The sequence below is a fragment of the Streptomyces sp. NPDC032198 genome, assembly GCF_040636975.1.
Classification (GTDB): domain Bacteria; phylum Actinomycetota; class Actinomycetes; order Streptomycetales; family Streptomycetaceae; genus Streptomyces.
On record NZ_JBEZVL010000025.1, the window covers coordinates 1 to 12,467 of the forward strand.

At 68.9% G+C, this 12,467-nt stretch carries 13 protein-coding genes; 10 read left to right on the forward strand and 3 right to left on the reverse strand.

The window, feature by feature from the left end:
* Positions 1–129: 129 nt before the first annotated feature.
* From AB0E78_RS40630 to AB0E78_RS40670, 9 genes are all read left to right on the forward strand, one after another.
* A complete protein-coding gene (locus AB0E78_RS40630; protein ID WP_361844365.1) occupies positions 130–774 on the forward strand; it encodes an HAD family hydrolase in 645 nt (214 codons plus the stop codon).
* Positions 775–920: 146 nt separating this feature from the next.
* Positions 921–1,640, forward strand: a complete 720-nt coding sequence (locus AB0E78_RS40635) for a VC0807 family protein (protein ID WP_361844368.1) — start codon at positions 921–923, stop codon at positions 1,638–1,640.
* Positions 1,641–1,812: 172 nt separating this feature from the next.
* A complete protein-coding gene (locus AB0E78_RS40640) occupies positions 1,813–3,090 on the forward strand; it encodes an MFS transporter (RefSeq protein ID WP_361844370.1) in 1,278 nt (425 codons plus the stop codon).
* Positions 3,041–4,216, forward strand: coding sequence for an acetoin utilization protein AcuC (locus tag AB0E78_RS40645; protein WP_361844373.1), 1,176 nt, complete (start codon positions 3,041–3,043; stop codon positions 4,214–4,216). Before AB0E78_RS40640 ends, AB0E78_RS40645 begins: the two co-directional genes overlap by 50 nt.
* 134 nt (positions 4,217–4,350) lie before the next feature.
* Positions 4,351–5,166, forward strand: coding sequence for a phosphatase (locus tag AB0E78_RS40650; protein WP_361844376.1), 816 nt, complete (start codon positions 4,351–4,353; stop codon positions 5,164–5,166).
* 132 nt (positions 5,167–5,298) lie between these two features.
* Positions 5,299–5,508 carry a helix-turn-helix domain-containing protein gene (locus AB0E78_RS40655; protein WP_157869005.1) on the forward strand — a complete coding sequence of 70 codons (210 nt, stop codon included), beginning with the start codon at positions 5,299–5,301 and terminating at the stop codon, positions 5,506–5,508.
* Between the two features lie 126 nt (positions 5,509–5,634).
* Positions 5,635–5,733 (forward strand): AURKAIP1/COX24 domain-containing protein, encoded by a 99-nt coding sequence (locus AB0E78_RS40660; RefSeq protein WP_003948845.1) that lies wholly within the window; start codon positions 5,635–5,637, stop codon positions 5,731–5,733.
* Positions 5,734–6,126: 393 nt separating this feature from the next.
* The gene (locus AB0E78_RS40665; protein ID WP_361844499.1) at positions 6,127–7,173 is read left to right on the forward strand and encodes an NAD-dependent epimerase/dehydratase family protein; all 1,047 of its coding nucleotides are present in this window, start codon (positions 6,127–6,129) and stop codon (positions 7,171–7,173) included.
* A 14-nt stretch (positions 7,174–7,187) separates the two neighbouring features.
* Positions 7,188–8,273, forward strand: coding sequence for a lysophospholipid acyltransferase family protein (locus tag AB0E78_RS40670; RefSeq protein WP_361844379.1), 1,086 nt, complete (start codon positions 7,188–7,190; stop codon positions 8,271–8,273).
* Between the two features lie 90 nt (positions 8,274–8,363).
* On the opposite strand, the gene AB0E78_RS40675 is transcribed toward AB0E78_RS40670, so the two are convergent.
* The 3 genes from AB0E78_RS40675 to AB0E78_RS40685 form a co-directional block, all read right to left on the reverse strand.
* Positions 8,364–9,593, reverse strand: coding sequence for a DUF5667 domain-containing protein (locus AB0E78_RS40675; protein ID WP_361844382.1), 1,230 nt, complete (start codon positions 9,591–9,593; stop codon positions 8,364–8,366).
* Between the two features lie 277 nt (positions 9,594–9,870).
* Positions 9,871–10,716, reverse strand: a complete 846-nt coding sequence (locus AB0E78_RS40680; protein ID WP_361844385.1) for an ECF subfamily RNA polymerase sigma factor, BldN family — start codon at positions 10,714–10,716, stop codon at positions 9,871–9,873.
* 301 nt (positions 10,717–11,017) lie between these two features.
* Entirely contained in the window at positions 11,018–11,968 is a 951-nt protein-coding gene (locus AB0E78_RS40685) for an HAD-IB family hydrolase (RefSeq protein ID WP_361844387.1), read from the reverse strand.
* A 125-nt stretch (positions 11,969–12,093) separates the two neighbouring features.
* On the opposite strand from AB0E78_RS40685, the gene AB0E78_RS40690 reads away from it, so the two are divergent.
* A complete protein-coding gene (locus tag AB0E78_RS40690; protein ID WP_361844389.1) occupies positions 12,094–12,372 on the forward strand; it encodes a glutaredoxin family protein in 279 nt (92 codons plus the stop codon).
* Positions 12,373–12,467 lie beyond the last annotated feature (95 nt).

Below are 12,467 nucleotides of genomic sequence, written 5' to 3' on the forward strand. Positions count from 1 at the left end.
CTGTGGGAGAGTAGGACGCCGCCGAACTATTATTAACGGGAAACCCCCGCACCCTCTGGGTGCGGGGGTTTTCTGCGTTCCAGGCCCTTCGAAGCGTCGAAGGGCCTTTTCTGCGTTTAGGGTCGGGTGATGCGATACGACCTGGTCATCTTCGACAATGACGGCGTTCTCGTCGATAGCGAGCCGCTCTCCAACACCATCCTCGCCGCCTATCTGACCGAGCTCGGCCACCCCACCACGTATGAGGACTCCCTGCGTGACTACATGGGGGCCGCCGTCCATCGCGTACATGATCTGGTTCTTGAGCGCAGTGGGCAGCGGTTGCCCGAGGATTTTGACGTGACCTTCCACGGGCGCGTCTTCGCGGCCTTTGAGCGGGAGCTGGAGCCGGTGGCGGGGGCCGTCGACGTACTGGAGAAGCTGGCGGCCGGCGGAGTGCCGTACTGCCTTGCCTCGTCCGGGAGTCATGAGCGGATCCGGGTCGGACATCGGCGGACCGGCCTCGACCGGTGGTTCGATGACGAGCGGATCTTCAGCTCCGAGGACGTCGGGCGGGGCAAGCCGGCGCCGGATCTCTTCCTGTATGCCGCCGAGCGCAGGGGTGTGGCGCCTGAGAAGTGTGTGGTGGTCGAGGACAGTCCGCTGGGCGTGAAGGCCGCTGTGGCCGCGGGGATGGACGTGTACGGGTTCACCGCCATGACGCCGGCCGAGCGGCTTTCAGGGGCCACCGAACTCTTCGGGGACATGGGGGAGTTGGCTGACCTGCTGGTATGACGCGGGCAGGGGGAGCGGCCTGACATTTGTCACGGCCAGCTCCGGACGATCGTTTCTGTCGGCCGATGGGTGGTTGCGGCGAAGCTGAGTGCATCGAAGACGAACGGCACGCACCCAGTGACAGTGACGACGGAGGACCGAACGCCATGAGCCAGATCACCGCCCCGGCCACGCACACAGCAGCCATCGCCGCGGAAGCCGCCCCCGCGGGAACCTCCGTACGACAGTCCCGCTGGGAGTCGCTGAAGCCGCTGGTGTTGGACGCGGTGGTGCCCACTGCCTCGTACTACCTGCTCAGCAAGGGCTTTGGGATGGGCACGCTGGCGGCGCTCGCCTGGAGCAGTGTGGTGCCCGCCGGGCGGACGCTGTGGAGCGTGGCCAAGGAGCGGAAGGTCAACGGCCTCGCGGCGCTCATCCTGACCGCCAACGTCGTCGGGCTGCTGCTCAGCCTGCTGGCCGGTGATCCGCGGCTGATGCTCGCCAAGGACAGCGGGATCACCGCGACGATCGGGATCGCCATCCTGGTGTCCGTGGCCGCCGGGCGGCCGTTGATGACCGCGGGGCTCAAGCCCTGGGTGACCAAGGGGAATCCGGTGCGGACCGCCGTGTGGGAGCGGCTGATCGCCGAGCGTGGGCAGTTCGCGCGGATGGAGCGCACGTTCTCGGTGATGTGGGGTGTGGCGCTGTTCGGTGAGGCCGTGGTGCGGGTCGTGGGGGCCTACTCGCTGCCGATCGACACCATGGTGTGGCTCGGCAGCGTGATCGCCGGTGTCACCATCACGGCGACGGTTATGGCCAGTGGCCGCCGGGTCGTCGGTCCGATGGAGGCGAAGGTGAGCGAAGAGGTCGCCAAGCTCGGACGCTGAGCCCGGGGTGGGCCCAGCGCGGAGTGAGCCCGGGGAAAGCCCGAGGTGAGCTCAGATGGTGCGGAAGGCCTCCCTCCGGGGAGGAGATGCGCCTCGCCAGGTGGGAGGCGCGGGGAATTGGGTGGGTGATCTATCTACCCACCGGTAGTCAGGGGTCCTACGCTCAGCAGCCATGACAGATGAGCTGCGGCGCGGCAGGGCCTCTTTGGCGTTCAGCTTCCTGGTGCAGGGCGTCACCTTCGCGTTGCTGGTGACACGGATCCCCGCCCTTCAGGATCAGTACGGGATATCCGACGGCCTGCTGCCGGTGTTTCTGGCCGCCGTGCCGATCCTCGCGGGGGTCGGCAGCGTAGGCACGGAATGGCTGGTCAAGAGGGTGCCGCCCAGCCGCGTGCTGCGGTGGGTGCAGCCCGTGGTGCTGCTGGCGCTGCTCGGGGCCGGCGCGGGGGATGCCCTGTGGCAAGTGGCGGTGGCGCTGGGGGCGTTCGGGCTTTCGGTGGGGGCGCTCGACGCGTCCATGAACATGCTCGGGGTGAGTCTTCAGCGGGCGTACGGGCGCAGCATCATGCTGGGGTTTCACGCGGCGTACAGCCTGGGCGGGATCGCGGGGGCGTCGCTCGCCTGGGCGGGGGCGCACTGGGATCTGTCGCTCTTCGTCTCGTATCTGCCGGTGGTCGTGGTGCTGCTGCCCGCGGCGTTGGTGGGGAGCCGGTGGTACGTCGATGCCGGTGACGGGGCCGGTGCTGGTGCGGGTGCTGCGGGTGCTGCGGGTGCTGCGGGTACTGCGGGTGCTGCGGGTACTACGGGTGATGCCGGTGCGGGGAAGGGCGGGCCCGTCGTCTTCAAGCTGCTCCTGCCGCTCTGCATGGTGATGACCTTCGCGTACATCGGGGATTCGACCGTCTCCAACTGGAGCGCGAAGTACCTGCAGGACGTGCTGGGGAGTTCGGAGGAGGTCTCGACCGTCCCCTACAACGTCTACATGGTCATGACCCTGCTGGGGCGGGGGCTCGGGGACCTGGGCGTGCGGCGGTTCGGGGCCGTGGCGGTGGTGCGGGTCGGGTCGGTGGTGGCAGCCCTCGGGTTCGCGATCGTGGCGGTGGCGCCCGGGGCGTGGACCGGGATCCTGGGCTTCACGGTGCTCGGGCTCGGGCTGTGCGTGATCGTCCCGCAGACCTTCGCCGCGGCGGGGCGGCTCTTCCCCGGGGCTTCGGACGCCGCTGTCGCGCGGCTCAATGTCTTCAACTACGTGGGTTTCCTCATCGGTTCACCGCTGGTGGGGGCGCTCGGGGATGCCTGGAACTACCGCGGGGCGATGCTCGTTCCCATGGTGTTGGTGCTCGTGACCTTGTTGTACGCCCGGTCTTTCGCCCCCGGAGCGGACCGATACGGTGACGGGCATGAGCGGCCACGCACAGCTGATGTGGGACGAGGCAGTAACGGGCTATGACTTCGGTCCTGAGCACCCCATGGACCCGGTCCGGCTCGCGCTGACCAGAAGCCTGGTCGGTGCCTTCGGGCTCGACCGTGAGCTGGAAGTGGTGGCGGCCAAGCGTGCCGGTGACTCGACGTTGCGGCTCGTGCATCGCGGGGACTATGTGGATGCGGTCAAGGCCGCGTCCGCCGATCCGGCGTCGGCGGACGGCAGCTATGGCCTCGGGACCGCGGACGATCCCGCCTTCGCGGGGATGCACGAGGTGTCGGCGCTGATCGCCGGGCAGTCGGTGGGTGCGGCCGAGGCGGTGTGGCGCGGGGAAGCGCTGCACGCGGTGAACTTCGCGGGCGGGCTGCATCATGCGATGCCGGGATCCGCTTCGGGGTTCTGCATCTACAACGACGCCTCGCTGGCCATCGCGAGGCTCCTCGAGCTGGGCGCCGAGCGGGTCGCGTACGTGGACGTGGATGTGCACCACGGGGACGGGGTGCAGGCGTCCTTCTGGGACGATCCGCGGGTTCTGACGATCTCGATGCATGAGCATCCGCGGACGCTGTTTCCGCAGACCGGGTGGCCCGAGGAGACGGGTGCGGCCGGGGATGCCGAGGGATCGGCCGTGAATGTGGCGTTGCCGGCCGGCACCGGGGACGCGGGGTGGCTGCGGGCTTTCCACGCCGTGGTGCCGGAGCTGCTGGCGGAGTTCCGGCCGCAGGTGCTGGTGACCCAGCATGGTGCCGACACGCATTTCGAGGATCCGCTGGCTCATCTGGCGGTGTCGCTCGATGCGCAGCGGGCCGTGCAGGTGGCCTGCCATGAGCTGGCGCATGCGCATGCCGAGGGCCGGTGGGTCGCTCTGGGCGGGGGCGGGTACGCCGTGGTGGATGTGGTGCCTCGGTCCTGGACCCATCTGACCGCCATTGCCGCGGGGCGGGAGGTGCTGCCCTCGGCGGAGATTCCTGAGGCCTGGCGGCAGGAAGCCTATGCGCGGACCCGGCAGTTGGCGCCCTCGCGGATGAGTGATGGGCGGTGGCCCGTCTCCTGGGCGGAGTGGTCCGAGGGGTACGACCCCGCGGACCGGCTCGACCAGGCGGTGCTCGCTGCTCGCCGTGCGGCGTATCCGCTGCGGGGGTTGCTGCCTTAGAGGGAGGGCGCTGGGGCGGGTGGCCGTCTTCAACGCCGGACGGGCCCGCAGGGATTGTGCCCGCGTTAGCCCAACTGTGGGGGGTTTCCGGGGTTTTGGGGGTGGGCGTCCGGGCCGTGCGTCAGCATCGTGCCGTGTTGAGCACCGGAGCGTTGCGTGCGCATCTGTTGGCTGCCCGGCTGGCCGGGCCCGTGGCCACCACGCGGGAAGAGAGCCTGCGGAGCTATCGGCTCTTCGCGGCCCGGGACCCGCGGATACTGCTCGGTCTTGATCCCGAGTGGAGTTGGGGCCCCGGTGACCTGCTGGGGCTGATGGCCGACAAGTGCGGGGTGTCCGCCGATCCGCGGCACACTTCGGGGGTCGACGTCATCGACCCGGAGCGGACGCTGGCCGCGCTCGACGCCTTCGCCGAGAGGCTCGCGGACGCGGCGCGAAGGCGGCTTCCCGTGCTCTTCGGGACGGGGCATCCGCACCGGCTCCTCGGTTTCTACGCCGCCCTGGCGGACGCTTTGTCGGCGGCCGGGTGCACCGTCCTCACCCCCGCGCAGGGCAACAGTGTCGACATAACGACCCGGTTCGGCCTACGCACGTACAACCTTGACTACGTACAAGGAGTCGCGCTGGTGCGGGAACCCGGCGCGCGTCCCACCGGGAGTGAGACCGGCGCACACTCCCACTCCCCGCTCCCGGTTCGAGCCGCTCTCGCGGCCGCGGCGGAGGCTGAGGGACCGCTTCCCGAGCTCGTCATCGGGGACCACGGATGGGTCTGCGGGGCAGGTCAGCTGGGGTTCGAGGCGATCGGTCTGGCGGATACGGATGATCCCGCGCTGTTCGTCGGAGAGGCCGAGGGGCAGGTGTCCGTCGTCGTTCCGCTTGATGACGCTGTGCGGTCTGATTACTACCGACCGCTTACTCGCTATGTACTCAATCGAGCGTGTCTGTCACAGTAGGCGGCCGATCGCTACTCCTCTTCCCCACTCGCATCATCCGCCCCTAGTCTGGGGAGTGAGCGCGCAGAGACGAAGAGTCACCGGAAGGGGAAGCCGGTGCCCGTCATGTGCGGAAGGTTCAGGTGGGGTGTCATGGCTGCAGACCAGAGGCCGCTGAACGAGGTCCAGTTCTTGACCGTGGCGGAAGTCGCCTCGGTGATGCGAGTGTCCAAGATGACCGTGTACCGCTTGGTGCACAGCGGTCATCTGCCCGCCATCCGGGTCGGAAGGTCCTTCCGGGTCCCGGAGCAGGCGGTTCACGAGTACCTCCGCGAGTCCTATGTAGGGGTCGAGGCGGGCTGACCGGAGCCGGTCGATCCCCCTCGATTACGCCCCTCACCCTGGGGCGGGTAGGCTAGGGCCGACGTAGGTCGTGTGGGCCCAGTCAGCTGCCCCGCACCGAGTGATGAGAAGTGAGCGAGGGTAGTCGTGGGCTCTGTTATCAAGAAGCGGCGTAAGCGGATGGCCAAGAAGAAGCACCGCAAGCTGCTGAAGCGCACCCGCGTTCAGCGTCGCAACAAGAAGTAGGCGACAGCTGTACAGCGCGTATCGAAGCCCTCCCGTCATCCGACGGGAGGGCTTCGGCGTTTTTTCAGGGGTGCCCGCCGGTCGGTAGTCCCTGGTCCCGGGGTACTCGTTTTTCGAAGGGGTACTCTCCGAGGCGTCTTCCGGCCGGTTTTCGGGCCGTGGCGGACCGCCCGGGGGCTTGTTTCGAACGTACGCCCTGGGCAGGATGTGCGTCCCGATCCGGCGTACGTCCTGGTCTGGGCGTACAGCCTGGTCTGTGTGCATGTATGTGGCTGTCGTCACTTCCTGCATCGGGCGGTCATCACAGCGCAACATCGACCCGCTAGCGTGTGCCAGGAGAGAAATGACGGGGCGCGGCAGGACTTCGAGGGCTGGGGAAGGCAGGCGCTGATCTTGGGCAAGGTCGTGCTCGTGACCGGGGTGGCCCGACAACTGGGCGGGCGGTTCGTCCGGCGTGTCCTGCGGGATCCCGAGGTCGACCGGGTGGTCGCCGTGGACGCGGTCCCTCCCGAGCACCATCTGGGCGGCGCCGACTTCGTCCAGGCCGACATCCGGCAGCCCGCGATCGCCAAGGTGCTCGCCGAGTTCTCCGTCGACACGGTCGTGCATCTGGACGTCACCGGCACCGCGCTGGCCGGCGGCAACCGCGGCTCGCTCAAGGAAACCAACGTCATCGGCACCATGCAGCTGCTCGGCGCCTGCCAGAAGTCGCCGACGGTCAAGCGGCTCGTGGTGAAGTCGAGCACCAACGTGTACGGCTCCGCGCCGCGCGACCCCGCGGTCTTCACCGAGACGACGCCGCCGAAGTCGCTGCCGAGCGGTGGCTTCGCCAAGGACACCGTCGAGGTCGAGGGATACGTGCGCGGATTCGCGCGCCGCCGCCCGGACGTGGCGGTCTGCGTGCTGCGCTTCGCGAACATCCTGGGCCCCGCCGCGGACTCCCCGCTCGCCGAGTACTTCTCGCTGCCGGTCCTGCCGACCGTCTTCGGCTACGACCCGCGGCTGCAGTTCGTGCACGAGGACGACGCGATCGAGGTCCTGCGCCTCGGGGCACACGAGCCGGAGCGCGGGACGCTCAACAGCGGCACGTTCAACATCGCCGGCGACGGCCTGCTGCTGCTCTCGCAGTGCGCGCGGCGCCTGGGGCGTCCGACGCTGCCGGTGTTCATGCCCGCGGTCACCTGGGTCGGCCAGGCGCTGCGCACCCTGGGCATGACGGACTTCTCGCCCGAGCAGATCAGGCTGCTCACCCACGGCCGGGTCGTCGCCACCCGGCAGATGCGCGAGACACTGGGCTTCAGCCCCAAGTACACGACCGCGGAGACCTTCGCGGACTTCGTACGCAGCCGGGGTCCGGGACTCATGCCGCCGCAGGCCGTCGCGGGGGCAATCGACCGGATCGCCACGCTGCCCTTCGCGGGCAGCCAGAGCGTCAACTGAGGAGAGCGTCAACGATGGCGGACGCCAAGGTCATTCCGTTCGACGACGACCGGTCGCGCGCGGGTGCGCAGCGCCCGCCGCGGCGAAGGAGCGCGGTCCGGCGCAAGAACGATCCGGCAGCCGTGCGTGAGGTCACGGCCATGCCGGGCCAGCAGGACGGAGGGCCGCAGGTGGAGCGGGCCGAGCCGGAGCCCTCGCCCCAGGGGGCTCCCGGGACGGAAGCGGGGCCCGGGGCCCGTCCGGAGCCGCGGGGCGGTGGCGGTGGCCTGGAGCGCCGTGTCGCGGGTGGTCTCGCGTTTCTGCGGCGGCGGCTCACGGGTGACTACGAGGTCGACGACTTCGGTTACGACGAGGAGCTCACGGACCAGGTCCTGATGTCCCTGGTGCGGCCGCTGTACGAGAAGTACTTCCGCGTCGAGGTGAAGGGCATCGAGAACATCCCGTCGGAGGGCGGGGCGCTGATCGTCTCCAACCACTCGGGAACGCTGCCGCTGGACGGCCTGATGATGCAGGTCGCCGTGCACGACAACCATCCCGCGGGGCGGCATCTGCGGTTGCTCGCGGCGGATCTCGTCTTCATGCTGCCGGTGGTCAACGAGCTGGCGCGCAAGGCGGGGCACACGCTGGCGTGTGCTGAGGACGCCGAGCGTCTCCTTGAGCGGGGCGAGCTGGTCGGGGTGATGCCGGAGGGGTTCAAGGGCATCGGGAAGCCGTTCAGCGACCGCTACAAGCTGCAGCGGTTCGGGCGGGGCGGCTTCGTCTCCACCGCGCTGCGTGCGGGCACGCCCATCGTTCCCTGCTCGATCGTGGGGGCGGAGGAGATCTACCCGATGATCGGCAACGCGAAGACGCTGGCGCGGGTGCTCGGCTTCCCCTACTTCCCGATCACGCCTACGTTCCCTTGGCTCGGGCCGCTGGGGGCGTTGCCGTTGCCGACGAAGTGGACGATCCAGTTCGGGGAGCCGATCCCGACGGACGGGTATCCGCCGGAGGCGGCCGAGGACCCGATGCTGATGTTCAACCTGACCGATCAGGTCAGGGAGCAGATCCAGCACACGCTGTACAAGCTGCTGGTGCAGCGGCGGTCGGTCTTCTTCTGAGGGTTTCCCGCACCCTGAGCGTTTCCCGGACAGCATGAGGGAGGGGCCGGATCCACTGGATCCGGCCCCTCCCTCATGCTCCAGCTACGACTACTTCGCGTCCTCTTCGTTGATGCCCAGGCCCGGCAGCAGGCCGGGCAGGATCGGTGGCACCGTGACGTCCGGCTTGGCCGACGGGGATGCCTTGTCGGGTTTGCCGTCCGAGGGGGTGGGGGTCGTGTCGGACTTCGGCGGGTCCAGGAGGCCGCCGGTGTTGCCGCCGAGCAGGCCGTCGCTTTCGCTGCCGCCGTCCGGTGTGGACGGGCGGGGCTTGCTGTCCTTGCTCGCGCCGTCCCGGGGGGATGTCGTGGGCGAGGAGGGGCTGTCCGGGGTGGTGGAGCCCGTGGAGCCCTGGCTCGGCTTGCCGGGGGAGTCGCTCTTGTCCGGGGTGCGGGGGAAGAGGGAGCGGAGGGGGTCCACTTCCTGGTCCATCGCGTCGAACACCGAGCTCACCTGATCGCCCACGTCACCGAGCTGGGCGGGCAGCCTGCTCTGCAGGTCGCTCCAGCTCCTACGATGCGACTCCGCGAAGGCGGACAGGGTCTGGATGTGACCCAGAGAGCCGTCCCTCTCGTACGCCTGGTGCAGCAGGCGGTGGCCTTCCGTGGCGTCGTGCCGCATGCCCGAGAGGGCGCGCCTCACCTCGCCGAGGGACTCGTGGTCGAGACTGCCGGTGCGGCCACGCTCCATCAGCCGGCGGGCTTCGTTCAGGCGCGTCGACGCGTGGTCGAGATAGACCTCGCCCTTGTCGCTGTCGCCGTCGGCCATGCCGAGCTTGAGGTCTTCCATGCCGCGCTTCAAGCCGTACAGCGAATCGCCCGGCAGCGCGTCCGAGCTGGCCGCGGCCACCCCGCTGAACGCGCCAGCGGCCACGCCGACGGTGAGCCCGCCCGCTGCGATGCCTTGCGACAGCCGGGAGCGCGGCTTCAGTTTGCGCAGTCCCGTGGCCCGGTGGGCACCCTTGCGGGACCGCTGTTCGGGCACCGAGGTGCCGATGGTCCCACCGCCCGCGGCCGTGCCCTCAAGGAGCATGGCCTCCATGGCAGCTACGAGCTGGGCCCGCTGGACCACTTTGACCTCGGGATCCAGCTCCGGCTTCGGCAGTTCGCCGAGACCCGTCGCCAAAGTCACCATCCGGTCCGGGGCCGTCTGTTCGGACGGTCCGGAATCGGGCGTGACGGAACCTTCGGACTGCTCGGCCGCCGGGCCCTGGTCGGATTGCTCCTCCAGGGCCTGGGCGAAGGCGTTCGCCCGCCGGTGTGCCGATACGTTCGCGATCACTGGCGGCACCTCCTCTCGTCATGACGGTCGACTCCCCAGGGGGTCCTGAGGGTTGCCCGACCTGAGCACTTCCACTCGATCGAGTGAGCGGAGGTAGTCAGGGAGCGACCACAGGGAGCCTGCATCCCGCACAACGAGCGTCGCGGCACTTGGGTTACGGACGGAGGATGATCGGACCGCCCAAATTCCGTGACGGCCATCTGGCCGCCACGGAGGGTGAGTTGAACGCTCCGCACGGCTACAGAGGGCTATGGACGGCTACAGACGGCGTGCGGCGCTAGCGCACGTCGTCGGGGAGGAGCCTGGCCAGTGTGCGGACGGCGCGGTACTGGAGGGTCTTGATCGCGCCCTCGTTCTTGCCCATCACCCGAGCGGTCTCGGCGACCGAGAGACCCTGCAGGAAGCGCAGGGTCACGCACTCCTGCTGCTGGGGGTTGAGGCGGCGCACGGCGTCGAGCAGTGCGGCGTTGGAGAGGGACTCCAGGACGGAGTCCTCGGGGCTGCGCTCGACCTCGTTGGCGTCGAGCATTTCGCCTGTGGTCACTTCGAGGCGGAAACGGCTCGATTTGAAGTGGTCGGCGACCAGGTTGCGAGCGATGGTGACGAGCCAGGCGCCGAAATCGCGGCCCTGCCAGGTGAACGTGCTGATGCGGCGCAGGGCGCGCAGAAAGGTCTCGCTGGTCAGGTCCTCGGCGGTCGCCTTGCCGCCGACGCGGTAGTAGATGTAGCGGTAGACCGTGTCGCTGTACTGGTCGTAGAGACGGCCGAAGGCGTCGGACTCGCCCGCTTGGGCGCGTTCGACGAGGTCCATCATGCGGGCGCTGTCGCTGTCCGCGGCGGGACGGCGTGGGGTGGGGGTTGAGGTGGCGGCAGAGGCGGAACGAGCCCGTCTGCTGACCGCCCGCCCGTCTCCCGACCTCCGCCCCTCAACGACGGCACTACGCACCGACCCCTCCTCGATGCTGTCCGCCAGGGCATAGACGGGCCCGGCGGGTGTGGGGACGGCAAATGCGGGGACGGCGGGGCCGGCGTACGCGGTGGGGACGAAGCCGCGCAAGCGGTCGGCGACCGTTGCGCGCAGCGTAGCCAGGCCCGAGGCGTCAACCCCGACGTGTGGGTACACGGGACTCCCAGAGGCAGAGCTTCCATCACGTGCAGTGCGGAACCGTTCACCCGTCGTAGCGACGTGTGGGGTCCGTAATGCGTCTGAGGAGAATAACGCTTCGTACAGGCGGCGCTACACCCAGTTGCTCAAATCACCGATTACGTCGCTTCTGTAGCCGGTCGATGCCCGTTCAAGTAGCAGACAGTGATCGGTTGTTGATCGAAATGGTTCACATTCCGGCTATGCGCGAGGCGTGTTGTGGTCGGGTGCTACCAACGTGACTGGCGGGAGCCCGGGCGGGGTAGGACCGAGAGAATGTTCAGTGGCGGCGGCGGTGCAGGGCGATGGCCGCGGCCGTGCCACCTGCGAGGGCGCCGACTCCCGCGGCGGCGGGGATGCCCACCTTGGCGGCCTTGCGGCCGGTGCGGTAGTCCCGCAGGCGCCAGTCCCGCTCGCGCGCGTGCTTGCGCAGTTTGGCGTCGGGATTGATCGCGTACGGATGCCCGACCAGCGACAGCATCGGGATGTCGTTGTGCGAATCGCTGTACGCCGCGCAGCGGGCCAGGTCCAAGCCCTCGGCCGACGCGAGCGCGCGCACCGCCTCGGCCTTCGCCGGGCCGTGCAGGGGTTCGCCGACGAGCTTTCCCGTATAGACGCCGTCGACGGACTCGGCGACCGTGCCGAGGGCGCCGGTCAGGCCCAGGCGCCGGGCGATGATCGTCGCCGTCTCCACCGGGGCGGCCGTGACCAGCCAGACCTTCTGGCCCGCGTCCAGGTGGGCCTGGGCCAGGGCGCGCGTGCCGGGCCAGATGCGCTCGGCCATGTACTCGTCGTAGATCTCCTCGCCGATGGACATCAGCTCGGCGACCCGGTGGCCCTTGACGATGGACAGGGCGCTGTCGCGGGCGTCCTGCATGTGCTCGGGGTCCTCGACGCCCGCGAGCCTGAACCACGCCTGCTGCCAGGCGAATCGGGCCAGCTCCTGGCGCTCGAAGAACTTCCGCTTGTAGAGGCCGCGGCCGAAGTGGAAGATCGCGGCGCCCTGCATCACGGTGTTGTCGAGGTCGAAGAAGGCGGCGGCCTTGTCGTCTCCGAAGACCGGGAACTCGGGCTCCTCCGGTTCCTCGGGGGCGGACGCCGCCGCGAGGTCGTCGAGGGCCTCCAGCTCCTGGGAGGTCTTGCGCGCTGCCTCAGCCGAGGCCTCGCCTGCCAACACGCTCCGCGCGGTGGCGGAGCGCCTACGGGGGGTGAGCCATCCGAGAGCGGCCATGTCGTGAGCATAGCTAGTTCGTTCGGTCGTTCCGGAGTCGGCAGGATTCGACGCTGTGAACTCTGCGCGACCGCACCGTTAAAGAGGGGGCCTCCACGGCGCGTCGGCGGGGCGAGAATGGTGTCATGAGCCCGATTTTTCGCCGTACGGAGAAGAAGAAGCCCCAGGACCGGACGGTCACCCTGATCGGAAAGCCCGGCTGCCATCTGTGCGATGAAGCACAGCTGGTGGTCGAGAAGGTCTGCGGCGAGCTGGGAGTCGGATGGGAGAAGAAGGACATCACTCAGGACGAAGAGCTCAACAAGGCCTACTGGGAACAGATCCCGGTGGTGCTCGTGGACGGTGAACAGCACACCTTCTGGCGGGTGAACGAAGATCGGCTCCGCCGCGAGCTCGCCCCGTAGACCGAACGGTTACTGACCGGGCAGTCCAAACGGCCCGAAAGGTCCTTTAGGATCGTGGGCGGTTTGGTCTCGGGGGCGATGATCGTGAGGAGAGT